Annotated in this window: 23 protein-coding genes and 2 tRNA genes; 16 read left to right on the top strand and 9 right to left on the bottom strand. The window is 63.5% G+C overall.

Translation table 11 applies throughout. The annotated features are described in order from the left end of the window. The first annotated feature begins 60 nt into the window (after window positions 1-60). The 5 genes from KW832_RS11895 (at window position 61) to KW832_RS11875 (ending at window position 6,232) form a co-directional block, all read left to right on the top strand. A complete protein-coding gene (locus KW832_RS11895; protein WP_218300033.1) occupies window positions 61-861 on the top strand; it encodes an SDR family oxidoreductase in 801 nt (266 codons plus the stop codon). 10 nt (window positions 862-871) lie between these two features. Beyond that, on the top strand, window positions 872-2,419 hold the full coding sequence (locus KW832_RS11890; RefSeq protein WP_218300032.1) for an NAD(P)/FAD-dependent oxidoreductase: 1,548 nt from the start codon (window positions 872-874) through the stop codon (window positions 2,417-2,419). Window positions 2,420-2,461: 42 nt separating this feature from the next. After that, window positions 2,462-3,682 (top strand): dienelactone hydrolase family protein, encoded by a 1,221-nt coding sequence (locus KW832_RS11885; RefSeq protein ID WP_218300031.1) that lies wholly within the window; start codon window positions 2,462-2,464, stop codon window positions 3,680-3,682. A 122-nt stretch (window positions 3,683-3,804) separates the two neighbouring features. Next, entirely contained in the window at window positions 3,805-4,866 is a 1,062-nt protein-coding gene (locus tag KW832_RS11880) for an aldo/keto reductase (RefSeq protein ID WP_218300030.1), read from the top strand. 89 nt (window positions 4,867-4,955) lie between these two features. Further along, window positions 4,956-6,232, top strand: a protein-coding gene (locus KW832_RS11875; RefSeq protein WP_370628704.1) for an IS3 family transposase whose coding sequence is annotated in 2 segments (ribosomal slippage) — window positions 4,956-5,322 and window positions 5,322-6,232 — 1,278 coding nt in all. Because the reading frame shifts where the segments join, the coding sequence is not laid out codon by codon here. A gap of 45 nt (window positions 6,233-6,277) precedes the next feature. On the opposite strand, the gene KW832_RS11870 is transcribed toward KW832_RS11875, so the two are convergent. Both KW832_RS11870 and KW832_RS11865 read right to left on the bottom strand, forming a co-directional pair. Further along, window positions 6,278-7,693, bottom strand: a complete 1,416-nt coding sequence (locus KW832_RS11870) for a M20 family metallopeptidase (protein ID WP_218300029.1) — start codon at window positions 7,691-7,693, stop codon at window positions 6,278-6,280. Between the two features lie 19 nt (window positions 7,694-7,712). Next, complete coding sequence (locus KW832_RS11865) at window positions 7,713-8,711, bottom strand: tripartite tricarboxylate transporter substrate binding protein (protein WP_218300028.1); 999 nt, start codon at window positions 8,709-8,711, stop codon at window positions 7,713-7,715. 178 nt (window positions 8,712-8,889) lie between these two features. Between KW832_RS11865 and KW832_RS11860 the strand changes: the two genes are divergently transcribed. From KW832_RS11860 to plsY, 3 genes are all read left to right on the top strand, one after another. After that, on the top strand, window positions 8,890-9,849 hold the full coding sequence (locus KW832_RS11860) for a LysR family transcriptional regulator (protein ID WP_218300027.1): 960 nt from the start codon (window positions 8,890-8,892) through the stop codon (window positions 9,847-9,849). Window positions 9,850-9,919: 70 nt separating this feature from the next. Continuing rightward, the gene (locus KW832_RS11855; protein WP_055402597.1) at window positions 9,920-10,411 is read left to right on the top strand and encodes an aminoacyl-tRNA deacylase; all 492 of its coding nucleotides are present in this window, start codon (window positions 9,920-9,922) and stop codon (window positions 10,409-10,411) included. A 48-nt stretch (window positions 10,412-10,459) separates the two neighbouring features. Further along, on the top strand, window positions 10,460-11,125 hold the full coding sequence (plsY, locus tag KW832_RS11850; protein ID WP_218300026.1) for a glycerol-3-phosphate 1-O-acyltransferase PlsY: 666 nt from the start codon (window positions 10,460-10,462) through the stop codon (window positions 11,123-11,125). A 72-nt stretch (window positions 11,126-11,197) separates the two neighbouring features. Here plsY and KW832_RS11845 read toward each other — a convergent pair whose 3' ends face one another. The 3 genes from KW832_RS11845 to KW832_RS11835 form a co-directional block, all read right to left on the bottom strand. Continuing rightward, on the bottom strand, window positions 11,198-12,220 hold the full coding sequence (locus tag KW832_RS11845; RefSeq protein ID WP_055402593.1) for an HD-GYP domain-containing protein: 1,023 nt from the start codon (window positions 12,218-12,220) through the stop codon (window positions 11,198-11,200). Between the two features lie 23 nt (window positions 12,221-12,243). Next, a complete protein-coding gene (locus tag KW832_RS11840) occupies window positions 12,244-12,891 on the bottom strand; it encodes a TIGR02281 family clan AA aspartic protease (RefSeq protein WP_218300025.1) in 648 nt (215 codons plus the stop codon). Window positions 12,892-13,033: 142 nt separating this feature from the next. Continuing rightward, entirely contained in the window at window positions 13,034-13,519 is a 486-nt protein-coding gene (locus tag KW832_RS11835) for a YajQ family cyclic di-GMP-binding protein (protein ID WP_055402590.1), read from the bottom strand. Window positions 13,520-13,593: 74 nt separating this feature from the next. Between KW832_RS11835 and murB the strand changes: the two genes are divergently transcribed. Continuing rightward, window positions 13,594-14,667 carry a UDP-N-acetylmuramate dehydrogenase gene (murB, locus tag KW832_RS11830; protein WP_218300024.1) on the top strand — a complete coding sequence of 358 codons (1,074 nt, stop codon included), beginning with the start codon at window positions 13,594-13,596 and terminating at the stop codon, window positions 14,665-14,667. A 130-nt stretch (window positions 14,668-14,797) separates the two neighbouring features. Here the strand turns inward: murB and argG are convergent, their stop codons facing one another. The 4 genes from argG to KW832_RS11810 all read right to left on the bottom strand — a co-directional run bounded on the left by argG (window position 14,798) and on the right by KW832_RS11810 (window position 17,890). Next, entirely contained in the window at window positions 14,798-16,135 is a 1,338-nt protein-coding gene (gene argG, locus KW832_RS11825) for an argininosuccinate synthase (protein WP_055402586.1), read from the bottom strand. 95 nt (window positions 16,136-16,230) lie between these two features. Further along, the gene (locus KW832_RS11820; RefSeq protein WP_121506085.1) at window positions 16,231-16,548 is read right to left on the bottom strand and encodes a pyrimidine/purine nucleoside phosphorylase; all 318 of its coding nucleotides are present in this window, start codon (window positions 16,546-16,548) and stop codon (window positions 16,231-16,233) included. A gap of 152 nt (window positions 16,549-16,700) precedes the next feature. Continuing rightward, window positions 16,701-17,357, bottom strand: coding sequence for a glycine zipper 2TM domain-containing protein (locus tag KW832_RS11815; protein ID WP_218300023.1), 657 nt, complete (start codon window positions 17,355-17,357; stop codon window positions 16,701-16,703). Between the two features lie 146 nt (window positions 17,358-17,503). Then, window positions 17,504-17,890 (bottom strand): ArsC family reductase, encoded by a 387-nt coding sequence (locus tag KW832_RS11810; RefSeq protein WP_218300022.1) that lies wholly within the window; start codon window positions 17,888-17,890, stop codon window positions 17,504-17,506. Between the two features lie 48 nt (window positions 17,891-17,938). Between KW832_RS11810 and folC the strand changes: the two genes are divergently transcribed. The 7 genes from folC (at window position 17,939) to KW832_RS11775 (ending at window position 24,017) form a co-directional block, all read left to right on the top strand. After that, the gene (folC, locus tag KW832_RS11805; protein WP_218300021.1) at window positions 17,939-19,264 is read left to right on the top strand and encodes a bifunctional tetrahydrofolate synthase/dihydrofolate synthase; all 1,326 of its coding nucleotides are present in this window, start codon (window positions 17,939-17,941) and stop codon (window positions 19,262-19,264) included. Between the two features lie 33 nt (window positions 19,265-19,297). Beyond that, window positions 19,298-20,131, top strand: a complete 834-nt coding sequence (locus KW832_RS11800) for an SPOR domain-containing protein (RefSeq protein WP_218300020.1) — start codon at window positions 19,298-19,300, stop codon at window positions 20,129-20,131. A 26-nt stretch (window positions 20,132-20,157) separates the two neighbouring features. Continuing rightward, window positions 20,158-20,646, top strand: coding sequence for a CvpA family protein (locus KW832_RS11795; protein WP_055402576.1), 489 nt, complete (start codon window positions 20,158-20,160; stop codon window positions 20,644-20,646). A gap of 78 nt (window positions 20,647-20,724) precedes the next feature. Next, a complete protein-coding gene (gene purF / locus KW832_RS11790; RefSeq protein ID WP_055402574.1) occupies window positions 20,725-22,230 on the top strand; it encodes an amidophosphoribosyltransferase in 1,506 nt (501 codons plus the stop codon). A 118-nt stretch (window positions 22,231-22,348) separates the two neighbouring features. After that, entirely contained in the window at window positions 22,349-23,770 is a 1,422-nt protein-coding gene (gltX, locus tag KW832_RS11785) for a glutamate--tRNA ligase (RefSeq protein ID WP_218300019.1), read from the top strand. Between the two features lie 65 nt (window positions 23,771-23,835). Continuing rightward, window positions 23,836-23,911, top strand: a tRNA-Ala gene (locus tag KW832_RS11780). Window positions 23,912-23,941: 30 nt separating this feature from the next. Then, window positions 23,942-24,017: transfer RNA gene (locus tag KW832_RS11775), tRNA-Glu, on the top strand. The last annotated feature ends 8 nt before the right edge of the window (window positions 24,018-24,025 follow it).

The raw sequence follows: 24,025 nt of genomic DNA, 5'->3' as shown, positions 1-24,025 counted from the left end.
GTGACGGCGTGTTACCGCTGCTGCACCGCAGCAGTCATTGCAATAGCCACAGGAGTCAGCATGGTCCAGGGATTTGAAGGCATGCGCGGCAAGAGCGCAATCGTGACCGGGGGCGCCACCCTCATCGGTGCCGGGGTGGTGCGTGCACTGCACCAGGCTGGGGTGCGGGTGGTGGTGGCCGACATCAATGCCGAGGCCGGACAGGCCCTGGTGGACGAGTTGGGCGATGGGGTGCTGTTCAGCCGCACCGACATCACCGACGACGCCCAGGTGGCTGCCTGCGTGGCGCTGGCCGCCGAGCGCCACGGCGGGGTGAACTACCTGGTGAACCTGGCCTGCTCGTACCTGGACGACGGCATCGCCTCGCCGCGCGAGGACTGGCTGGCCTCTCTCAACGTCAACCTGGTCAGCGCGGTGATGGTGCTCAAGGCCGTGCGCCCGCATTTCCAGCAGGCTGGGGGCGGGGCGGTGGTCAACTTCACCAGCATCTCCTCAGGCGTGGCGCAGACCGGGCGCTGGCTCTACCCGGTGGGTAAGGCGGCCATGGTGCAGCTCACGCGCAGCATGGCCATGGACCTGGCGGGCGAGGGTGTGCGCGTGAACAGCGTCTCACCCGGCTGGACCTGGTCAGCCATCATGGACCAGCTCACCGGGGGCGACCGCGCCAAGACCGACCGCGTGGCCGCGCCCTTCCACCTGCTGCGCCGCGTGGGCGACCCGGCCGAGGTGGCCAACGTGGTGCTCTTCCTGTGCTCGGACCTGGCCAGCTTCGTGACCGGCGCCGACTATGCGTGCGACGGCGGCTACTCGGCCATGGGGCCAGAGTCGTACGAGCCGGCCATCCCCAAACTCATGTCGTGAAGGAGCAGCTATGACCATCCGATCTGTAGGCATCATCGGTGCTGGTTTCGCCGGCCTTTCCACCGCTAAGGTGCTGCGCGCCTTTGGCTTTGAGGTGACGGTGTTCGAGAAGGAGCCTGACGTAGGCGGCGTGTGGGCCGCCTCGCGCCGCTACCCGGGCCTGACCACGCAGAATCCGCGCACCACCTATGCGCTGTCGGACTTTCCGATGCCAGCCAGCTACCCCGAGTGGCCCTCGGGCCAGCAGGTGCAGGCCTACCTGCAGTCATATGCCGAGCACTTCGGACTGTTGCCATTCCTGCGCATGTCCACCACGGTGGAGAGCGCGGTGCTCGATGAAGAGGCCGGTGTGTGGACCGTGCAGGCGCGCCGCGCAGCGACGGGGCAGGGCGGCGCCTTGCCGGCCGAGGTGTATCGCTTTGATTACCTGGTGGTGTGCAACGGCATCTTCAGCGAGCCTGCAGTGCCGCAGTACCCGGGGGCGGATGCCTTTGTGGCCGCAGGCGGGCGTGTGTGCCATACCAGCCAGTTCAACAACGCGAACGATGCGTACGGCAAGCATGTGCTGGTGGTGGGCTACGGCAAGTCGTCGTGCGATGTGGCCAATGCCATCGCGGCCGACAGTGCCAGCACCACGGTACTCGCGCGCCACCTCATCTGGAAGATTCCGAAGAAGTTCATGAACGTGCTGAACTTCAAGTTCCTGCTGCTCACGCGCATGGGCGAGGCGCTGTTCAAGTACATCGAGCCCAAGGGTTTCGAGAAATTCCTGCACGGCCCGGGCCTGCCGGTGCGCAACTCCATGCTGGGCAGCGTGGAATCGGTGGTCACGCGCCAACTCAAGCTCCGCGAGATCGGCCTGCACCCGGGCACGCCGCTCGAAACCATCGCCCGCAGCACCGTGAGCCTGGTGACCGACGGCTTCTACGAGAAGGTGGCCGCTGGCGAATTGGGCGTGCGCAAAGGCGTGATCATCCAGGCCCTGAAGCCCGGGCAGGCTGTGCTGAGCAACGGTGAAACGGTGCCTGCCGACATCGTGGTCTGCGGCACGGGCTGGCACCAGCAGGTGCCGTTCTTCGACAGCAGTGTGCTGCAGCGTGTGACCGATGCACGCGGCAACTTCCGGCTGTACCGGTCCATCCTGCCTGTGGGCATGCCGCGCCTGGCGTTCAACGGCTACAACTCCTCGTTCTTCAGCCAGCTCAACTGCGAGATCGGTGCGTTGTGGCTGGCCAACCACCTGCGCGGTGGGCTGCAGCTGCCGCCGCCGGACCAGATGAACGCGCAGATCGACCGGCGCCTGGCCTGGATGGAGGAGCGCACCGACGGCAAGCATTCCAAAGGCACCAACATCATCCCGTTCTCGGTGCACAACATTGACGAACTGCTGCAGGACATGGGGCTGCCGCTTGATGTGCTCACCCGCTTCAAGCAGTGGCTGGGGCCGGTGGATCCGTCGGACTATGCGGTGGTCACCCGGCAACTGCTGGCGCGGCATGCGAATGCCACCGTGGCTGTGGCAGCGCCCCAAGCCACCTCGGGGGCTGCGGCTTCCTGAACCCTCCTGAAACCACTAATACCCTCGACAAGGATCCCGAACATGCCAGGACAATGGATCACCCTCGAAGCCGCAGACGGCAGCGGCAGCTTTCGCGCTTACCTCGCCACACCCGCCAGTGGCGGCGGACCAGGGCTGGTGCTTGCACAGGAAATTTTTGGAGTGAACGGCACCATGCGTGACGTCGCCGACTACTACGCAGAGGAAGGGTATGTGGTGCTGGTACCCGATCTTTTCTGGCGCCAGGAGCCGGCGGTGGAACTCGATGCAGCGAAGGATATGCCGCGCGCATTTGCGCTCTACCAGGGCTTTGACGAAGCCAAGGGCGTGCAGGACCTGCAGACAGCCATCTCGGCGCTGCGTGCGCGCCCCGAGGTCCGCACGCAGGGCGGCAAGGTGGGTGTGCTGGGCTTCTGCCTGGGCGGCAAGCTGGCCTACCTGGCGGCCTGCCGTACCGATGCCGACGTGGCGGTGGGCTACTACGGCGTCGGCATAGAAGCTGCGCTGGCTGAAGCCGCTGATATCCAGTGCCGCCTGGTGCTGCACATCGCTGAGCTTGACGGTTTTTGCCCGCCGCCCGCGCGCGAGGCCATCGTGCAGACCCTTTCGGGCCGCGAGAATGTGGAGCTGTACATCTACCCCGGCACCGACCATGCGTTTGCACGCGTGGGTGGCGACCACTTCCACAAGCCGTCGGCCCTGATGGCACACCAGCGCAGCGTGGCTGCCTTGCGACGCGCAATGGGGCCACACTACGACCTCTCGGCTCTGTGGGACAAACACTGCGAATATGAGTTCGCCACGCGCAATGTGGACGCCACCATGTCCACCATGGTGGCGGAGCCCTATGTGAACCACATCCCCACCATGACGGGCGGTGTGGGCTACCGGCACCTGCACGACTTCTACACCCGTCACTTTGTCAACAGCAACCCACCTGATACCAGCCTGACCCCCATCTCGCGCACGGTGGGCGCCACGCAGGTGGTGGATGAAATGCTGTTTTGCTTCACCCATACCACCGAGATCCCCTGGATGCTGCCCGGCGTCGCGCCCACGGGGCGGCGTGTAGAAATACCGCTGCTGGCGGTGGTCAAGTTTCGCGGCGACAAGCTCTACCACGAGCATATCTACTGGGACCAGGCCAGTGTGCTTGTGCAGGTGGGGTTGCTCGATCCCAACGGCCTGCCCGTGGCAGGGGTGGAGACAGCGCGCAAACTGCTGGATGAAACGCTGCCTTCGAACGGGCTGATGGAACGGTAGAAAAACACCGCAGGGTTTGCCGCATGGCGCGTGCAGCAAACCCTGTGAGGCGGGTGTGCAAGCCCAGGCCTGCAGACTTTGCTGGCAACCCGTAAACTGCGCGGCTTGCCAACGGAGTCCGCATGAACAATATCCAACTCGGTCAGAGCGACCTGCACGTCACCCCCATCTGCCTGGGCACCATGACCTTTGGTGAACAGGTCAACGAATCTGATTCCCACGACATCCTCAGCCGCTCGCTGGCAAGGGGGGTGAACTTCATCGACACGGCCGAGATGTATTCGGTGCCAGCCAAGGCTGAGACCTTTGGCGCTACCGAAACCATCATCGGCAACTGGTTCGCCAAGAACCCCGGCGCGCGCCAGAAACTGGTGGTGGCCACCAAGGTGGCGGGCCCTTCGCGCGGCATGCCCTGGGTGCGCGAGGGCAAGGGCATGGCTGCAGCCGATATCGTTGCTTCGTGCGAGGGCAGCCTGCGCCGCCTGCAGACCGATGTGATCGACCTCTACCAGATCCACTGGCCCGAGCGCCACGTGCCCGCCTTTGGCAACCTGTACTACGACCCTTCCAAGGAAACCTCCACCACCCCCATTCGCGAGCAGCTCGAAGCTTTGTCGGGGCTGGTGAAGGCGGGCAAGGTGCGGTACATCGGCCTGTCGAACGAGACGCCCTATGGTGTGCACGAATTCGTGCGCCTGGCCGAGCAGCACGGCCTGCCGCGCGTGGCTACGGTGCAAAACCCGTATTGCCTGATCAACCGCACCTGGGAAAACGGCCTGGACGAAACCTGCCACCGGCTGAACGTGTCGCTGCTCGCCTACTCACCGCTGGGTTTTGGCCTGCTGACGGGCAAGTACGACGAGAGCGGCATCACCGGCCCATCGGCACCCCAAGGCGCACGCATTGCCACGTATGAATCCGTGCGCAAGCAGCGCTGGGGCCGCCCCGAGGCGCTCACGGCATCGCGCCGCTACAACGCCCTGGCCCGTGCCAATGGCATGACGCCTACGCAAATGGCGCTGGCATTCTGCTACTCCAAGTGGCAGGTGGCCAGCACCATCATCGGCGTGACGTCGGTGGCGCAGTTGGATGAAGACCTGAATGCCTGGGGAACCACGCTGTCGCCAGAGGTGTTGAAGGAGATCGACGCCATCCGCTGGGAGCTGCGCGACCCGGCATTGTGATCACTGTGCACAGATAGCAAAAAGGGGCTGAATCGCCCCTTTTTTTACGTCGGTGACCCGTCCTGAATGAGGTTGACACCTTTCTGTTCATCAGGAAGGAAAGTCAAGCGGATCAATGGGTTAAGAGAACGCAGAAGGACTACACACTGGCCTTTAAGCTGGCGGTGGTGGATCAGGTAGAAAGAGGCGAGCTGACGTACGGGCAAGCCCAGGAGCGCTATGGCATCCATGGTGCCTCGACCGTGCTGGTCTGGCTGCGCAAGCATGGCCGCCAGGACTGGCAGGCCGCATCATCGGGCTTCAAAGGACCCACACCCATGCAAGAGCCATCCAAGCCGCTGACACCCGAGCAGCGCATCAAGGAGCTGGAGGTGCAACTGAAGCAGGCGCAGGAGAAAGCGCAGTTCTTTGAGGCGGTGATCCATGTGCTCAAGCGCGAACATGGGGTAACCATCACAAAAAAGCCTGCTGGCAAGTCCTCCAAGAAAAGCTCGTCCAAGGGCTGAGCGTTGTGAGGGCTTGCCAGTACATGGGCATCAGTCGGCAGGAGCACTACAAGGCCCTGGCCTGCCAACGGCTGCGCGATGAACAACAGGCCAGCGTAGTGGCTATGGTCGATGAGAAGCGGCGACACCAGCCGCGCATCGGCACACGCAAGCTGCACTTCATGCTGAAGGAGCCGCTGCAGCACGCGGGCATCAAGCTCGGCCGCGATGCCTTGTTCGACATCCTGCGTCATGAACGGATGCTGGTCTTGCCCAAGCGGGCGTACCACAAGACCACCAACAGCCACCATCGCTTCCGGCGCCATCCCAACCTGCTTAAAGACACAGCAGCCAAGGTGGTACCTAGCGGCTGCGAACAGCTGTGGGTGGCAGACATTACCTACCTGCCCACCAAAGAAAAACCGGCTTACCTGAGCCTGGTAACGGATGCCTATTCCCGCAAGATCGTGGGCTGGCATGTACATGAAGGGCTGGAGACTGCTCGGGTCAGCCAGGCGCTGAAAATGGCTCTGCGCAACAGGCAGACCAGCCAGAAGCTGGTGCACCACTCTGATCGGGGCATCCAATACTGTTCGGCGGAGTACCAACGCATCCATGACCGCCATGAGATCACCTGCTCGATGACCGATGGCTACGACTGCTACCAGAATGCCTTGGCAGAACGGGTTAACGGCATCCTGAAGATGGAATTCCTGCTGCACCGCCCGGCAAACCTTGAGCAGGCCAAGACCATGGTGCGCGAGTCAGTGCGTCTATACAACGAGCAGCGGCCCCACCTGTCCCTAGAATACAAAACGCCCGATGCGATGCACCGGGCGTCTCTCGCAAGCCAATTGCGGCTGGGATTCAATCCCGCATAGGTGTCAACCTATTCCAGGACGGGTCACGGTCAGTACGTCTGGTGTCTACGCAGCGGTGGTGATACGTCCTTCCTTCCACGGTGTGCCCTGCGCCTCACCCAGGTCCCAAAACAGCCCTGCCATGACGGCCAGCCCTTCGCGGGCCACAGGTGCCAGCAGGTGCTCGTTGGGCGCATGTTGCGCGCACGCCGGGTACGAGTGGGGCACCCAAAGGGTGGGCAGGCCCAGCTGGTCCGCAAAGATATCGTTGGGCAGAGAGCCCGCCAGGTTGGGCAGCAAGGTGGCAGGCTGCCCCGCGCTGGCTTGTAGCGACGCCAGCGTCCAGTCCACCCAGGGGTTGTGCAGGTCGAGCCGGGTGGCACCGCACACCATGCCCATGGTGATCTCCACCTGGCTGAAACCGTGTGCGTCCAAATGCTCGCGCAGCGTGGCCTGCACGTTCTTCCAGTCGGTGCCCACTACAAAGCGCAGCTGGCAATGGGCCACCGCTTGGGAAGGGATGGCATTGATCGGGCGCTGGGCGTTGCCCGCACCCAGAGCCAGCACTTCCAGAGTGTTCCAGCCCACCAGTTGTTCGGCGGGCGTGAGGCCGGGTTCGCCCCATCCGGGCGTGAGCGCAGGGTCATCGGCACCTGCGCCGATCACCACGTCTTTCAGTGCGGTGCGCAGCTTGTCGGGCACGGCAGGCGGTAGCAAGCCCTCGACCAGAATGCGGCCCTGGGCGTCCACCAACGTGGCCAGCGCGTGCGTGAGCACGGTGGCCGGGTTGGCCAACACGCCGCCCCAGTTGCCCGAGTGGTAGGCCTTGTCGCGGCTGCGCACCGCGAGCGAAAAGTTGATGGCACCGCGCGAACCCAGAAAGAGCGTGGGGCGCGCCGCGTTCACCCGGGGGCCGTCGCTGGCCACGAAGAGGTCGGCTTTCAGCGCATCCCTGTGCTGTTCGCAGAATGCGGCCAGGCCGGGTGAACCGGCTTCTTCGCCCATCTCCATGAGCAGTGTCACGTTGTAGCCCAGACGGCCTTGGCGTGCCTCCAGCGTGTGCGCCAGCGCGGCAAGGCTGACGGTGTGTTGGCCCTTGTTGTCGGCGGTGCCACGGCCATACCAGCGGTCACCTTCAATGGTCAGCTCCCAGGGTGAAAGACCTTCGCGCCATTGGCTGTCCTGGCCGTTGACCACGTCGCCGTGGCCATAGGTCATCACGGTGGGCAAGGCGGGGTCTTCTACCCTGCGGGCCAGCAACAGCGGGCCACCCTTGGAATCTGGGTTGTCGAGCACCTGGCAGTCAAAGCCCAGCGGCTCCAGCCAAGGCACGATTTCGTCGGTCAGGTAGGTGCGCAGCGTGGGGGGGACTTGCCCGGTGTCGCTTTCGGTGCGCCAGGCCACGCGTCGGCGCAGGTCATCGGCAAAGCGGCCGTCATCGAAGTAGTGGTGGACGCTGTTGATCAGTTGCTCTCGGTTCATTGTTTTCTCCTTGCTGGGGTCACTCCACCACGATCTGTGCGCGGTGGGCAAGCGCGCGGTAGCGCCCGATCTCGTCTTCCATGGCGGCGTGCATGGCCTTGGGGCCCACAAAAACGGGCTCCATGCCCTGGGCACGGATCTGGTCCTGCAGCTGGACGTCGCGCATGGCGGCCTCGACTTCTTTCACCAGTTTGTCCACGATGGGCGCGGGCGTGCGCGCCGGGGCTGCCACGGCGTACCAGCCGTCAAAGGCTGCGTCTGGCAGCTTCAGTTCCCGCACAGTAGGAACCGAGGGCAGGGCGCGGGCGCGCTCGTTGCCTGCAATGGCCAGTGCGCGCAGCTTGCCTGAGCGCACATGCGGTGCGGCACTGGCCACGGTGTCGATGGCCATCTGGATCTCACCGCCGATCAACCCCATCATGGCCTGTGCGCTGCCCCGGTAGGGCACGTCCTGCAGGCGCACGCCAGCGGCCTGCTCCAACAGTGCGCCGACCAGGTGGGGGGCCGAACCGGAGCCGAAAGTGGCGTAGTTGATAGTTTTGGGCGCAGCCTTTGCGGCGGCCAGCAGGGCGGCGAAGTCCTTGTGGGGCGAGCTGGCGCTGACCACGATCACCAGCGGTGCGCGGGCAACGATGGCCACAGGCGCCAGATCCTTGAGCGGGTCGTACGGCAGCTTGGGCCGCAGCGCAGCGTTCACGGTGTAGCTGGTGGAGCCCGACACCAGCAGGGTATAGCCGTCGGGCTCGGCCTTGACCACGCTGTCGGTGCCAATGATGGTGGAGGCGCCGGGCTTGTTGTCGATGACCACGGGCTTGCCCAGGCGTGTGGACAGCTTTTGGCCCAGCGCGCGGGCTACGGCATCGGTGCCGCCCCCGGGTGGGAAGGGCGCGACCAGGCGCACAGTTCGCTGGGGCCACGCCTCCGAGGGCGCAGTCGTCTGGGCAAGGGACAGGGTGCTGGCGCTGGCGAAGATGGCCAGGACGGCGGACAGCAAAGAGACTCGGACAAGGCTTTTCATGCAGGCTCCAGAGGTTGATGCGTGGGGTGTTGGTAGCACTGCCGCAAAGGCGATCGCGCTGATACCCACAGCCATGGGTGAATTGGAGCCTTAAACCATGCAAGATGGGAGCCGGTTTACCATTGCTCTGGATAGAGATTTGGCAACTGAGCGTTGCCTTTTGGTTAGTAGGTACACGATGCCCATTTCACTGCTCAGCCTGCCCTTGCGTTACTTTCTGGAGGTGGCGCGCACCGGCTCTGTCAATCAGGCGGCGCAGCGCCTGTACGTGGCAGCATCGGCGGTGAGCCGCCAGTTGGGCAAGCTGGAAGACAGCCTAGGCGTGACGCTGTTCGAACGCCAGGCACGTGGCATGGCGCTGACCGAAGCGGGCACCCGGCTGCTGGCCCATGCCACGGCACACGATGCGCAGGCCACAGAATTGGTCGAGCAACTGCAAGGGCTGTCGGCCCAGCAGGCTTTGCGTGTGCGGGTGGCCTGCACCGAAGGCTTTGCCGCGAGCTTCATGCCGCTGGTGATGTCGGTGTTCCGGCAGACGCACCCACAGGTGCAGCTGCAGTTGCTGGTGGACGTGCCGCAGGAAGTGTCGGCCCTGGTGCAGCGCGGAGACGTTGATCTGGCGCTGAAGTACAGCGTGGCGCCCGAGAAAGGTTTGCAGGTGCTGCATTCGGCCATTGCCCCGATCTACGCCATCATGCCCGCGCAGCACCCGCTGGCCCGCCAGCGCAGCGTGAGCGTGGCCGATGTGGTGCGCTATCCGCTGCTGCTGGGTGCGGGCAACACGACCGGGCGGCAGCTGTTTGACCTGAGCTGTGCAGTGCAGGGCCTGCGGTATGTGCCGGCGGTGGAGAGCAATTTTTCATCGGCGCTGCTGCCGCTGCTGAGCGGGCAGGACGTGGTGCTGGCCAGCTACCTCACGGCGGCGCGCTGGGTGGAGGCGGGCCTGCTGGCGGCCCGGCCGTTTGACGAGGTGCAACTGCAGCAGCGACGCTTGCAGGTGCTGGCCGTGGAAGGGCGGGCACCGTCGGCGCTGGTGCAGCAGTTCACGCACGCGCTGGTGGCTGCCATTGAGCAGTACGGCAAGCGCAAGGTGGGGCGGCGCAAGACGACAGCAGCGCGGGTGATCGAGGTGCCTTGATTCGGGCTGCCTGCCGTTCGCAGTGGGGGCTCGCAACTGGATACCATTCGTTCCCTACCCAGATTGCACCATGGCCAAGAAAGAACACGTCTCCGAGACCCAAGCCACCCAGTTGCTCAAGGCGAACAAGGTGGCATTCACTGAGCACCCCTACGAATACCTGGAGCACGGCGGCGCCATGCACAGCGCCGAGGTGCTAGGCCTCGACCCCTTCACGGTGGTCAAGACCCTGGTCATGCAGGACCAGGATGCCAAGCCCTTGCTGGTGCTGATGCATGGCAATCGCAAGGTCTCCACCAAAAACCTCGCGCGCCAGATCGGCGCCAAGTCGGTCGAGCCGTGTGCGCCGGAGGTCGCCAACCGCCACAGCGGCTACCTGGTGGGTGGCACGTCGCCCTTTGGCACGCGGCGCGCCATGCCGGTGTACATCGAAGAAACCATCCTCGCGCTGCCGCGCATTGCCATTAATGGCGGGCGCCGGGGCTTTCTGGTGCAGATCGATCCGCAGGTGTGCGTGCAGTTGCTGGGTGCTAAACCGGTGCACTGCGCGCTGGCAGAATAGGCCGCCACGGCAGACCGTCCGCCGTCCCCCGATTTTTGAGGAGTTACTTTGACCGCCGTGTATCCCATCCTTGCCGCTGTGGCCGCCTACTTGCTGGGCTCGCTGTCGTTCGCCGTCATCGTGACGCGTGTGATGGGGCTGAGCGACCCGCGCACCTATGGCAGCAAGAACCCCGGCGCCACCAACGTGCTGCGCTCGGGCTCCAAGGCCGCAGCCATCGTCACACTGCTGTTGGACTCCATGAAAGGCTGGCTGCCTGTGGCGTTGGTGATGTGGTTTGGTCAGCCCTACGGGCTGGACGACGGCACGGTCGCCATGGTGGGGCTGGCGGCGTTTCTGGGCCACCTGTGGCCTGTGTTCTTCCGATTTGAAGGGGGCAAGGGCGTTGCCACAGCGCTGGGCGTGCTGTTGGGCATCAGCGTCTGGCTGGGGCTGGCCACGGCTGCGACCTGGCTCATCATCGCGTTTTTCTTCCGCTACTCGTCCCTGGCCTCGCTGGTGGCTGCCGCCTTTGCGCCGGTGTATTACCTGCTGGTGGATGGGGTGGTGTGGTATGCCGAGGGCACGATTGCGGGCTCCATCATCGTGATGGCCATGTTGCTGGCCTGGCGCCACAAGGAGAACATCCAGCGCCTGATCGAAGGCAAGGAGTCGCGACTGGGCAGCAAAAAGGCCAAGCCGAACGCCGAGGGTGCAGGCAAGTCGCCAAAGTAAACGCAGGGGGAAGGCACGCCGCGCTGACTGCGGTGCACGTGCCGTCTGCTCAGCTTCTTGTACGGCCAGGTTCTACAGCGAACCTGGCCCTGAAATCAGCCCCCGGAGCCCGGCGCTGTGCTGGGCGGCATAGAGGCCCAGGCGCACCATGGTGCGGTGGTTGAGCTCCAGGCTCACGGCCGATCGGGCCAGAGCGGACTGGATGCGGGGTTTTCCGGTGGCCGTCTGGTACAGGCTGGGCTGCGCGTGGTGGGTGCCGGTGCGGTCCAGAAGGCTGGCGACCAGCGGATGATTGGCTTTTTCGCTGCGGCGCAGCACGATGGCGGTCTCGCCGTTGTCGAGCTTCACAAAAGTCCCTGGCGGGCAAAGGCCGATGGAGCGCACCAGGGTGTAGCTCACCTCATCGCGCTGGTCGATCTCCTGCCCGACGATGGCACGTACCGAGTCGGTGGCACTGCGGCCTGCACGGGACTTGCGTGGGCTGATCATGGCTGCATAGCGGTCGATGGTGCCCAGGACGCGTGTGAGCCGGTCCACGGGGTCCTGGTTGGCCAGCGGCACACGGTCGGCCACGGTGGCATGGTGTTGTCCCACCACGTCCAGCCAGAGCGCATCGTTGATGAACAGGCGCTCCAGCAGCATCATGCTTTCTTCCGGGTGGCTCTTGATGGCCTCTTGTTGGACCGGTGTCGGGCGTTCACGCTGTTCGGCCAGCTCATCCTGCAGGGCCGTCATGCCGATGTTCATGGTGAGGGCCGCGCGCACCAGGCTGTCGCGCTCGCGTGGTGCCAGCTGCAGTTCGTGCGCCATGATGTGGCACAAGGTGCCGCACACCAGCGCATGGGAGGCGCTATAGCCCACGGTGGATGTGGACGCCAGCTGGAACATCAGGTACAGCGCTGCGTCGATGTCGTGCGCCACCAGGTCCTGCATCCAGCTATCGAACTGGCGCACCTTGGCGGCAAAATCCTGTACCTGCAGAGGTCGCGACAGCAGCACCGACAGCGCTGATTCCAGGTCTGACCACAGGCCCAGCAAGTCCTCGTACTCGCCTTCGGCGTGGTGTGGGGTGCCGGTGGAGTGGTGGGCAGACATGGTGGTGTGTGCAGCGCTCAGGCTCAGTTGCGCTTTTCCAGCACCATCTGGTCGTTGATGCGTGTCATCTGGAACTCGGTCAGAAAGCTGTTGCCCAGCAGCACGTAGGGCATGGGCTGCGGGGTGATGATGGCCTCGACCCCGAACACCTCGACATCGCCGATGCGCACTGAGTCCAGCTTCATGCGCCACCCTTGCGCCACACCATTGGCCGTGTTCATGCGCACGGACTGGCCGTTCTGGTAGTTGAGCCCCATGCGCTCAGCATCCTGCCGCCCGATGGCCACGGTGGAAGCACCGGTGTCCACCATGTACTGCATCACACGCCCGTTGATGGTGCCGCTGTTGATGAAATGCCCACGGCTGTCGGCCATCAATACGACGCGCTTGCCGCTTCCGCCACGGGCGCCAACGCTCACCGGGGCCTCGCCCAGCCGCAGCACGCGTCGCGTGCCATTGACTTCGATGGTGGCTTCTTCTTTGGTGACGGTAACGACCTTGACGCCCTGGTACTCATCCCCAGCACCCACCGCCTTGGGTGGGTTGGCATCCACCACCAGCAAGGCCTTGCTGCCCAGCATGCCCGCCAGCGCCACCGCCTGCGCATGAGCCCACGACGGAGCCAAGCACAGAGCAACCAGCGCGGCCAGGGCAAAGGAGTGGATCGTCATTCGTTGATGGCGTTGTGCGCCTCCCCCGTACCTCGGAACTGGCGCGGCCCAGGCGAGGGACGCCAAGCCAGGGCCGCCCCGCAGCGAGGGCGTCGTCCCCCTAGAGGGGGAAGGCGCGAAGCGACTCAGGGGGTGCGCCATCTCAGTCGCGGAAGTTGTCGAACGACAGGGGAACGTCCGTTACATCCTTGCGGATCAGCGCCATGGCCGCCTGCAGGTCGTCGCGCTTGGCACCCGTCACGCGCACCTTGTCCTCCTGGATGGCCGCTTGCACCTTGAGCTTGCTTTCCTTCATGAGCTTCTGGATCTTCTTGGCCAGCTCGCTCTCGATGCCGTTGCGCACCTTGATGACCTGCTTGACCTTGTCGCCGCCTATCTTCTGGACATCGCCCATGTCCAGAAAACGCACGTCCACGTTGCGCTTGGTGAGTTTGTTGCGCAGTACATCCTCGATCTGGGTGAGCTGAAAGTCGGCGTCGCCGATCAGCGTGATGTCCTTGTCTTTGATCTCGATGCTGGCCGATGTGCCCTTGAAGTCGAAACGGGTGGCGATTTCCTTGGCGGTGTTCTCGACGGCGTTTTTCACTTCAACCAGGTTGGCTTCACAGACGGTGTCAAAAGATGGCATGGATGGCTCTCAATCTCAGGGAAAACAGCTACAGATCGCAGGAGCCCGAAAGGGCGGGTGCGACAATCGGGCCAATGGTAGTCGAGAAAAACGCCCCTTTGCAGCCCTGGAACACCTTTGGCATTGCTGCGCGTGCCCAAACCCTGGTGCGTGTGCGCTCCGTGTCGGATCTGAAGGCAGTTCTGGCCGATACGGACCTGGCCCCCGCAGCCAAGTTTGTGCTGGGCGGTGGCAGCAACATCATCCTGACCGGCGATGTGAAATCTATCGTGCTCAAGATGGAGATCAAGGGGCTGCGCTTGGTGGAGGAAACCCCCAAGGCCTGGATCGTGGAGGCGGGTGCGGGTGAGGTCTGGCACGATGCTGTGGCCTGGACGCTGGCGCACGGGTTCCCGGGGCTGGAAAATCTGGCGCTCATCCCGGGCACGGTGGGCGCCTCGCCCGTGCAGAACATCGGTGCCTATGGCGTGGAGTTGCAGGATCGGTTTGAATCGCTCGACGCCCTCGATCTGGCCACCGGCCAGTCGTTCAGCCTGGATGCCGCGCAGTGCGGCTTTGGCTACCGCGACTCCGTCTTCAAGCATGCGCCGTCTGAAGCACCCGACGGCAGCGGGATGCCGCGCGGCATGGGCCTGGCGGGGCGCGCGGTCATCACCCATGTGCGGTTTCGGCTGCCCAAGCCCTGGAAGCCCGTGCTGGGCTACCTCGATCTGGAGCGCCGCCGCTCCGAGGCGGGCGTGGAGCACCCCAGTGCCCAGCAGATTTTTGACTGGATCTGCGACATTCGCCGCGCCAAGCTGCCCGACCCTGCCGTGGTGGGCAACGCAGGCAGCTTCTTCAAGAACCCCACGGTGTCGCCCGACCAGTGCGCCGACATCATCGCGCGCGAGCCCAAGATCGTGCATTACCCCATGCCCGACGGCAGCATCAAGCTGGCGGCGGGCTGGCTGATTGATGCCTGCGGCTGGAAGGGCAAGTCCATCGGCAAGGCGGGGGTGTACGAAAAGCAGGCCTTGGTGCTGGTCAACAGGGGGCACGGCGCCGACAGCGTGACGGGCGGCGAGGTGATGACCCTGGCCAAGGCCATCCAGACCAGCGTGTACGAGCGCTTTGGCATCCGGCTGGAGCCCGAGCCGGTGGTGGTTTAGACCAGCAGCCAACCTTCCCCGCAAAGAAAAAAGCCACCGTTTCCGGTGGCTTTGCTCATATATATGTAGCTGCTAGCGCTTGATGGGTAAGCGCTGGAGCCATTTTTGACCCATATTCTGGGCCCAAGGTTTATTTGCGGTCATTTTCCAGCTGCGCCAGTGCCGCGTTGCCACCCAGCGACAGCAGGCCAGCGCGCGAATACACGCCCAGCTTGTCGCGCGTGTCCGAGATGTCCAGGTTGCGCATGGTCAGCTGGCCAATCCGGTCCAGCGGGCTGAAAGGCGCGTCTTCCACCTTCTCCATCGACAGGCGTTCGGGCGCGTAGGTCAGGTTGGGCGATTCGGTGTTCAGCAGCGAATAGTCGTTGCCACGGCGCAGTTCCAGCGTCACGGTGCCGGTCACGGCGCGGGCCACCCAGCGCTGGGCGGTTTCGCGCAGCATGATGGCCTGGGGGTCGAACCAGCGGCCCTGGTACAGCAGGCGGCCCAGTTTCAGGCCGTTCATGCGGTATTGCTCGATGGTGTCTTCGTTGTGGATGCCGGTCACCAGGCGTTCGTAGGCGATGTGCAGCAGCGCCAGGCCCGGGGCTTCGTAGATGCCGCGGCTCTTGGCTTCGATGATGCGGTTTTCGATCTGGTCGCTCATGCCCAGGCCGTGGCGGCCGCCGATACGGTTGGCTTCGAGGATCAGCTCCACCGGGTCGTTGAACTCCACGCCGTTCAGGGCGACGGGCTGGCCTTCTTCAAAGCGGACCGACACTTCCTCGGCCTTGACGGCGACTTCTTCCTTCCAGAATGCCACGCCCATGATGGGGTTCACGATGCGGATGCCACTGGAAAGGAACTCCAGGTCCTTGGCCTCGTGCGTCGCGCCCAGCATGTTGCTGTCGGTGCTGTAGGCCTTCTCGGCGCTCATCTTGTAGCCAAAACCGGCTTGTGTCATGAACGCCGACATCTCGGCGCGGCCGCCCAGTTCGTCGATGAACAGCTGGTCCAGCCAGGGCTTGTAGATCTTGAGCGAGGGGTTGGTCAGCAGGCCGTAGCGGTAAAAGCGCTCGATGTCGTTGCCCTTGAAGGTCGATCCGTCACCCCAGATGTTGACGTCGTCTTCCTTCATCGCCGCCACCAGCATGGTGCCGGTCACAGCGCGGCCCAGAGGCGTGGTGTTGAAGTAGGTGAGGCCGCCGGTGCTGATATGGAAGGCGCCAGCCTGCAGGGCCGCAATGCCTTCGTGCGCCAGCTGTGTGCGACAGTCCACGAGGCGTGCCTTCTCGGCGCCGTATTCCATGGCCTTGCGCGGAATGGCTTCGTAGTCGGGCTCGTCGGGCTGGCCGAGGTTGGCGGTGTAGGCGTAGGGCACGGCGCCCTTGAGCTTCATCCAGTGCAGGGCTGCGCTGGTGTCCAGGCCGCCGGAGAATGCAATGCCGACCTTCTGGCCGAGGGGGAGGTTCTGGAGGATGGTTGCCATGAAATGCTTCTCAAAAATGATAGCTGCTTGCGCTTGATAGATAAGCGCTAGAGGCCAAAATCAATCAAATTCCAGCCGAATGCGCAGTCGAACGATCAGCCGAAATGGCAGATGTAGTGGTAGGCCTCGGTCACGCGGATGTCGAACTTCGAGTTGCCGGGCACGCTGAACTTGTCGCCCGCCGAAGACTTGACCCAGGCGTCGGTGCCGTCCAGCTTGTATTCGCAGGATCCGGCCACGCATTCCATGATCTCGGGCGCGCCGGTGTTGAAGGTCAGCGTTGCGGGCAGTACCACGCCCACCGACTTCTTGGTGCCGTCGGCAAACGTGATGCCGTGGCTCACGCACTTGCCGTCAAAGTACACATTGGCCTGGGTGGTGACGGACACGCCGTCAATTTTTTCGGTGGTCATGGGTGCGCTGGATAAGGTAGAGGGAAACCCGGGATTTTAGGGCAGGGGGCGGGGAGCGCCGCTACAGCGGGCCTCTGAAAAATTCCCATCAGCCGTTGGGCGCAAAAAAAAAGAGCCCCGAAGGGCTCTTGGTGATGCTGGCATGCCGAGGCTTAGCGCCAGTACGGGTTGCGGTGGTGCGGGTAATAAGGACGGCTGTCGTAGCCGTACTCGATCACCGTGACCGGCGGCGTCACATAGGTGGGCTGCTGCTGGTACACCGGTTGCGCAGGGTAGGTCGAGGTCACTACGCCCGGCTGGCTGTACACACCTTGTGAGGCGTAAGGATCAGGCTGGGTGGAATAGGTCTGGCCTGCAGGCTGCACGCTCAGCGGGATCCAGCGGCCTGGATCGTTCTGGGTGCGGGTGGTGTACTGGCGCCCTGCATATTCATACACCACGTCGTAGCCCACTGTGCGATTCTCGTAATACGTCTCGGTCGTGCAGCGCTGTACGTTCTGGTACTGCGGCTGGCCACCTTCGATCTGGTTGCCGATCACGGCGCCACCGATCAGGCCAATGGCTGTGGCGGCGGCGCGGCCACTGCCTTTGCCAATGGCGTTGCCGGCTGCGCCGCCAGCAATCGCGCCCATCACGGCGCCTGCTCCGGTGGTGCGGTTACCGCTATAGACGGTCTCGTTGCCACACACCTGCTGCGGCGTCGCGACCTGCTGGACGATGGGGGTGGCCGAGAGCACGCGGCCCTGTTCCAGGGCGCTGGCCATGGTGGCGATGGCTGCCATGGCGGAAAAAATGACGATCTTTTTCATGGAGAAACTCCTTTCGGGTCGGTACATAACGCACCAGACTGCAGAAAAGTTTAGGCCCGCACGGTCAATTCAGGGCCTGCCCGCCGTAAATCTGCGTAAAGATTTGTGCAATTTCTCCGGTCCTGGCGATTGATTCACGTGCCGGTTCAGGTGCCTGCAGCCCGTCCCAACCACATCTGCCATTGGTCGGGAGCAAAACCCACGGAAATGTGCACCTGGCCACCGTGCTGCCACTCCACCACCGGGCGTTTGATGACGCTAGGTTGGGCCTGCATCAGGGCGCTGGCGCTATCGTCGTTGGTGACAGCTGCCTGGGTTTGCGCGTCCAGCTTTCGCCATGTGGTCCCCTGCCGATTGACCAGTTTTTGCCAGCCTGCTGCCGCCATCCAGTCGGGCAGGCGGTGGGCGGGCACCCCTTGTTTCTTGAAGTCGTGAAACTGGTATTCCACGCCCTGTTCAGTCAACCAGGTGCGGGATTTCTTGACGGTGTCGCAGTTGGGTATACCGTAAACGGTGATGAGTGAGGTTGTCATGCCGCGCATCATCCTCGAACTTGTGGCTGGGCGACAATCCCGCCCTGTATGCATACCAAAATCCACACCCTGGAAGGCTGGCTCCGCCACTGCGAGCAGCTTCATCCCCGCAACATCGAAATGGGCCTGGACCGTGTCCGTGAAGTGGCACGCCGCATGGTGCTGCGGTTTGACTGCCCCGTGATCACCGTGGCGGGCACCAATGGAAAAGGCTCTACCTGCGCCATGCTGGAGGCGGTGGCGCAGCAGGCGGGCTACCGCACAGGCGTGTACACGTCGCCCCACCTGGTGCATTTCGAGGAGCGCTGCCGCGTTCACGGTGAAATTGTAAATGCTTCTGATTTGATAGCGCACTTCGAAGCTGTGGAAAGCGCCAGGGTCCAAAATGGCAATGAAATCTCCCTCACCTACTTCGAATTCACGACGCTGGCCATCCTGCGCCTCATGAGCCATGCGCGGCTGGACGTGGCCATCCTCGAAGTGGGGCTCGGCGGGCGCCTGGATGCCACCAACGTCATTGATGCCGACTGCGCCATCATCACCAGCATCGACATCGACCACACTGAATTCCTGGGACCAGACCGCGAGAGCATCGGCCGGGAGAAGGCCGGCATCATGCGCACGGGCCGCCCCGTGATCGTGGGCGATCCGATGGCTCCCCAGAGTGTCATCGACCATGCGCTGGAAATCGGTGCCGACCTGTGGCGTTTCGGCAAGGATTTCAATTTCTCCGGCGACAAACAGCAGTGGAGCTGGGCAGGGCGGGGCCGCCGTTATGCGGGGCTGGCCTATCCATCGCTGCGCGGCGCCAACCAGCTGATCAATGCCTCGGGCGTGCTGGCCGCGCTGGAGGCCCTGCGCGAGCGCATTCCCGTCACGGCCCAGGCGGTGCGCAACGGCCTGGCTTTGGTGGAGCTGCCGGGGCGGTTCCAGATCGTGCCAGGCCAGCCTACGCTGGTGCTCGACGTGGCGCACAACCCGCATTCAGTGGCTGCACTCACTGCCAATCTGGATGCCATGGGGTTTTTTCCCACGACGCATGCGGTGTTCGGCGCCATGGCCGACAAGGACCTAGGGCCCATGCTGGCCAAGGTCGGCCCGCTCGTGGACCGCTGGTATTTCACCAACCTGCCGACCCCACGCGCCGAGACTGCCGCCGTCCTGCAGCAGAAGTGGAACGCCGTGCAGATGGTGGCGGGCGGGCGCCGCGATGTGACCTCCAGTCTGCACGCAGACCCCATGGATGCCCTGGAGGCGGCGGTCGCCGCGGCAGACCCCGCTGATAGAATCGTGGTCTTTGGCTCGTTTTACACGGTGGGTGGTGTTCTGATCAACGGAACACCTCGCCTGCACGCCAAACATCTGGGCCAATAGACAGGTTCTGAGGTCCGAACGAGTCGTTACTCCATGGCATTTTTCAAGTTTCGGTGGCCCGGTCAGGGTGAACAAGCTCAGGCCGAAAAGCCGTCCAAGCGCCCGCGCACCCCGCAGGCCGAGAGCATCGAGGTGATGCGGCGGCGTGCTCGCCATCGGTTGATCGGCGCCGCAGTGCTGGTGCTGATTGGGGTGATCGGTTTCCCCATGCTGTTTGACACCCAACCCCGGCCGATTCCGGTGGATATTCCCATCGAGATCCCCGACCGCAACAAGGTGGCCCCCTTGGTGGTACCCGCGCCGGTTGCTGAGGCGCCAGCGGCTGCCAAGCCTTCGACCCCGTCTTCGCAGGACGTGGCCACCGCACCGCGCCCCACGCCCCAGCGCAACAACAGTGCGGTGGGCAATGGCCTCGCGGATGGCGAGGAACTGGTGCAAGGATCGCGTTCCGCGGCTTCCAAACCCGCCCCTGCAGCGCCAGCCAAACCGGAAGTAAAACCCGAACCGAAGCCAGAGCCCAAGCCGCCGGTGCCCAGCGAGCCCAAGCCTGTGCAGCGCCCGGACGAGGCTGCCCGCGCGCGTGCGCTGCTGGAAGGCCGGTCGGCAGAGCCCGCGGCTGCGGCTGCCACCGCCGAGGAAGCCCGGTTCATTGTGCAGGTGGGTGCTTTCGCAGACGCAGACAAAGCTCGTGAAGCGCGTACCAAAGTGGAGCGTGCGGGCATGAAAACCTACACCCAGGTGGTGGACACCAAGGAGGGCAAGCGCACACGGGTTCGTGTGGGGCCTTTCACCAACCGGGCTGAGGCGGACAAGGCTGCGGCGCGCATCAAGGCGCTGGATCTGTCGGCCTCTGTGCTGACTCTGTAGGCCAGCGCCAAGGGGTTTTTGTATCCATGGCTGCGCTGGACTGGATTTTTGCGGCGGTGCTGCTGGCATCGATGCTCGTAGGAGCCTGGCGCGGGCTGGTGTTCGAGGTGCTGTCTCTGGTGGGCTGGGTGGTGTCTTTTTTTGTGGCGCAATGGTTTGCCGAGGACATGGCGGCGTTGTTGCCTATGGGCGAGTCGGCCGAAGCATTGCGCTATGCCGCAGGGTTTGTGGTGGTGTTTGTTGCGTCGGTGTTTGCCTGCGGTTTTTTGACATGGCTGGCAAAAAAGCTGGTGGATGCCATCGGCCTGCGGCCTGCAGATCGTACTTTGGGGGCGGCCTTCGGGGTGTTGCGCGGGGTGGTTTTGCTGCTGGCGGTGGCCGTGGTGGCGGGCCTCACGCCCCTGCACGAAGCCTTGTGGTGGCAGGAGTCCCAAGGGGCCCCGGTGCTGGCTGAAGTGCTTCGGGGCTTGAAACCGGCGCTGCCGGAAGAATTTGGAAGGCATCTGCCTTCTTGATAGCGATGCGGTTGCGGCCAGAAGCCGTTGCCGCTGGGTTGCCGCGGGGCTGTTCCCGCAAACGGATGGAATACAACTATGTGTGGAATCGTCGGCGTCGTCAGTCCAGCGCCCGTCAATCAGCTGATCTATGACGCCTTGCTGCTCTTGCAGCACCGTGGTCAGGACGCAGCGGGCATCGTGACCCAGCAGGGCCGCAAGTTTTTCATGCACAAGGCCAAGGGCATGGTGCGCGATGTGTTCCGCACGCGCAACATGCGCGCGTTGCCTGGCAATGTGGGTCTGGGCCAGGTCCGCTACCCCACCGCAGGCAACGCCTACAGCGAAGAAGAGGCGCAGCCGTTCTATGTCAATGCACCGTTCGGCATCGTGCTGGTGCACAACGGCAACCTGACCAATGCGCGCGAACTTCGCACCGAGCTGTTCCTGACGGACCACCGCCATACGAACACGGAAAGCGATTCTGAAGTTCTGCTGAATGTGTTCGCGCACGAGCTGGAGCGCGCCACCCGGGGTGTGCCGCTGCAGCCTGAAGACGTCTTCACTGCGGTACGTGCGGTACACAAACGCATCAAGGGCTCTTATGCTGTGATCGCGCTGATCGCAGGCCACGGCCTGCTGGCCTTCCGCGATCCGCACGGCATTCGCCCGCTGGCCATGGGGCGCAGCCAGGATGGAACTGTGATGGTGGGCAGCGAATCCGTCGCCCTGGAGGGCACATCGCATGTGTTCGAGCGCAACATCGACCCCGGTGAGGCGATCTTCATCACGCTCGACGGACAGGTGCATGCCCGCCAATGCGCCGAAAACCCGCAGCTCAACCCCTGCATCTTCGAATTCGTGTACCTGGCGCGCCCGGACTCGGTGCTCGACGGCATTTCGGTGTACCAGGCGCGTCTGAACCTGGGCGAGGCCCTTGCCAAGCGCGTGGTGTCTACCGTGCCACCCAACGAAATCGACGTGATCATCCCGATCCCCGAGTCCAGCCGCCCCAGTGCCACGCAATTGGCTCACCTGTTGGGCATCCCATACCGCGAAGGCTTCGTCAAGAACCGCTATGTGGGCCGGACCTTCATCATGCCGGGGCAGGGTGTGCGCAAGAAGTCGGTGCGCCAGAAGCTCAATGTGATCGGCAGCGAGTTCAAGGGCCGCAACGTGTTGTTGGTGGACGATTCCATCGTGCGTGGCACCACCAGCCGCGAGATCGTGCAGATGGCACGCGATGCGGGCGCGCGCAAGGTGTACCTTGCCAGCGCTGCACCGCCGGTGCGTTACCCCAACGTGTACGGTATTGACATGCCCACCAGCAGCGAACTGGTGGCCCATGGCCGCACGGTGGAAGAGATTCGCCAGGCGATTGGCTGCGACGCGCTGATTTATCAGGATGTGGACGGCATGAAAAAGGCGGTGGGCGCCCTCAATAGCGCCATCGTAGGGTTTGATGCGTCCTGCTTTGATGGTGTTTATGTGACCGGAGACATTACCGCCGAGGGCATCGCCAGCCTGAACGAGGGGCGGGTGGGGGTGGAGGAGGGAGAGGAAGACACCTCCCGCCTGGCGCTGCCGAATGCCCAAGAGGTTTAGGCATAGGATCGTTGCAGGTCGCCTTGTCCTGGATGGCGACCTGGCAGCAAGCTTTGCCCCCGCTCTCTGGATTGATTGAATCTTGAAACTGGCCCCGCGAGGGCCAGAACTTATTGACATGACTGATACCACTGCTTCCGGCGCGGGCCGCGTGCGCACCCGTTTTGCCCCGTCTCCCACGGGATTTATCCACCTGGGCAACATCCGCTCTGCGCTGTATCCCTGGGCGTTTGCCCGTGCTACGGGCGGCGATTTCATCCTGCGCATTGAAGACACGGACCTGGAGCGTTCCAGCCAGGCGGCGGTAGACGTGATCATCGAAGGCATGGCATGGCTCGGGCTGGACCACGACGAAGGCCCGTTCTACCAAATGCAGCGCATGGACCGCTACAAGACTGTGTTGGCAGAGCTGCAGGCCGCAGGCCATGTGTATCCCTGCTACATGAGCGTGGCCGAACTGGATGCCTTGCGAGAGAAGCAGATGGCCGCCAAGGAAAAGCCCCGCTATGACGGCACCTGGCGCCCCGAGGCTGGAAAAACCCTGCCGCCCGTGCCCGAGGGGGTATTGCCCGTGCTGCGTTTCAAGAACCCGCAAGGCGGTGTGGTGGCGTGGGACGACAAGGTCAAAGGCCGCATCGAGATCAGCAATGACGAGCTCGACGATCTTGTGATTGCGCGCCCAGACGGAACACCCACCTACAACTTCTGTGTGGTGGTGGACGATATCGACATGGCCATCACCCACGTGATCCGGGGTGACGACCACGTGAACAACACGCCGCGCCAGATCAATATCTTCCGCGCTCTGGGCAAGGAGCCGCCCGTGTATGCCCACCTGCCCACCGTGCTCAACGAGCAAGGCGAGAAGATGAGCAAGCGCAACGGTGCCAAGCCCGTCACGCAGTACCGCGATGAGGGCTATCTGCCAGATGCCATGGTGAACTACCTGGCGCGCTTGGGCTGGAGCCACGGCGACGATGAGATCTTCAGCCGCGAGCAATTCCTGCAGTGGTTCAACCTCGACCACCTGGGTCGCAGTGCGGCCCAGTTCGACGAAGCCAAGCTGCGTTGGGTGAACGCCCAGCACCTCAAGGCCATGGCCGACGATGCACTGGCCGCGCTGGTGGCGCCTCAGCTGCAGCAGCGGGGTGTATCTGCCGAAGCGCTGGCAGATGGACGGCTTGCGCGGATTTGCGCCTTGTTCAAGGATCGCTGCGACACCACAGTGGCGCTCGCCGATTGGGCGCATGTCTTCTACGGTGAGGTAACGCCCGTGGATGCGGAGCGCAGCCAGCACGTTACCGAAGCCATTGCACCCGCGCTGGATGCATTGGCCGATGCGTTGTCAACTTGCGCATGGGACAAGGCTTCCATCAGCGCTGCTTTTAAACAGGTGCTGGCTAGCCAGGGCCTGAAGATGCCCCAGCTGGCCATGCCCGCACGGGTGCTGACCGTGGGTACGGCCCACACGCCCTCGGTGGATGCCGTGCTGGAATTGGTCGGTCGTGAAAAAGTTGTAGCGCGTTTGCGAAACCGCTAAAAATCTGTCTATAATTCAAGGCTCAGATGATGACAACAAACACGGTGTGTTTCGAGTCATTAAGTGGGGGTATAGCTCAGCTGGGAGAGCGCTTGCATGGCATGCAAGAGGTCATCGGTTCGATCCCGTTTACCTCCACCAAAGTTTGTTAACGGTTAGTTCCAAGGTTTTGACCCTATCGTCTAGAGGCCTAGGACATCACCCTTTCACGGTGAGTACCGGGGTTCGAATCCCCGTAGGGTCGCCAAGTTGTAG

Origin of the sequence: Acidovorax sp. sif0632, assembly GCF_019218805.1 — a bacterium.
Classification (GTDB): domain Bacteria; phylum Pseudomonadota; class Gammaproteobacteria; order Burkholderiales; family Burkholderiaceae_C; genus Acidovorax; species Acidovorax facilis.
The sequence above is the reverse complement of the archived record's forward strand: the minus strand, read 5'-3'. Positions and strand labels throughout refer to the sequence as shown.

Coding starts and splice junctions, on each gene's coding strand:
- KW832_RS11840 (WP_218300025.1), bottom strand. CDS start 12,891: ATGACGATCCACTCCTTTGCCCTGGCCGCGCTGGTTGCTCTGTGCTTG.
- KW832_RS11810 (WP_218300022.1), bottom strand. CDS start 17,890: ATGACAACCTCACTCATCACCGTTTACGGTATACCCAACTGCGACACC.
- KW832_RS11880 (WP_218300030.1), top strand. CDS start 3,805: ATGAACAATATCCAACTCGGTCAGAGCGACCTGCACGTCACCCCCATC.
- KW832_RS11865 (WP_218300028.1), bottom strand. CDS start 8,711: ATGAAAAGCCTTGTCCGAGTCTCTTTGCTGTCCGCCGTCCTGGCCATC.
- KW832_RS11890 (WP_218300032.1), top strand. CDS start 872: ATGACCATCCGATCTGTAGGCATCATCGGTGCTGGTTTCGCCGGCCTT.
- KW832_RS11800 (WP_218300020.1), top strand. CDS start 19,298: ATGGCATTTTTCAAGTTTCGGTGGCCCGGTCAGGGTGAACAAGCTCAG.
- KW832_RS11795 (WP_055402576.1), top strand. CDS start 20,158: ATGGCTGCGCTGGACTGGATTTTTGCGGCGGTGCTGCTGGCATCGATG.
- KW832_RS11835 (WP_055402590.1), bottom strand. CDS start 13,519: ATGCCATCTTTTGACACCGTCTGTGAAGCCAACCTGGTTGAAGTGAAA.
- KW832_RS11855 (WP_055402597.1), top strand. CDS start 9,920: ATGGCCAAGAAAGAACACGTCTCCGAGACCCAAGCCACCCAGTTGCTC.
- purF (WP_055402574.1), top strand. CDS start 20,725: ATGTGTGGAATCGTCGGCGTCGTCAGTCCAGCGCCCGTCAATCAGCTG.
- murB (WP_218300024.1), top strand. CDS start 13,594: ATGGTAGTCGAGAAAAACGCCCCTTTGCAGCCCTGGAACACCTTTGGC.
- KW832_RS11815 (WP_218300023.1), bottom strand. CDS start 17,357: ATGAAAAAGATCGTCATTTTTTCCGCCATGGCAGCCATCGCCACCATG.
- KW832_RS11820 (WP_121506085.1), bottom strand. CDS start 16,548: ATGACCACCGAAAAAATTGACGGCGTGTCCGTCACCACCCAGGCCAAT.
- KW832_RS11845 (WP_055402593.1), bottom strand. CDS start 12,220: ATGTCTGCCCACCACTCCACCGGCACCCCACACCACGCCGAAGGCGAG.
- KW832_RS11885 (WP_218300031.1), top strand. CDS start 2,462: ATGCCAGGACAATGGATCACCCTCGAAGCCGCAGACGGCAGCGGCAGC.
- gltX (WP_218300019.1), top strand. CDS start 22,349: ATGACTGATACCACTGCTTCCGGCGCGGGCCGCGTGCGCACCCGTTTT.
- KW832_RS11870 (WP_218300029.1), bottom strand. CDS start 7,693: ATGAACCGAGAGCAACTGATCAACAGCGTCCACCACTACTTCGATGAC.
- folC (WP_218300021.1), top strand. CDS start 17,939: ATGCATACCAAAATCCACACCCTGGAAGGCTGGCTCCGCCACTGCGAG.
- KW832_RS11895 (WP_218300033.1), top strand. CDS start 61: ATGGTCCAGGGATTTGAAGGCATGCGCGGCAAGAGCGCAATCGTGACC.
- argG (WP_055402586.1), bottom strand. CDS start 16,135: ATGGCAACCATCCTCCAGAACCTCCCCCTCGGCCAGAAGGTCGGCATT.
- KW832_RS11860 (WP_218300027.1), top strand. CDS start 8,890: ATGCCCATTTCACTGCTCAGCCTGCCCTTGCGTTACTTTCTGGAGGTG.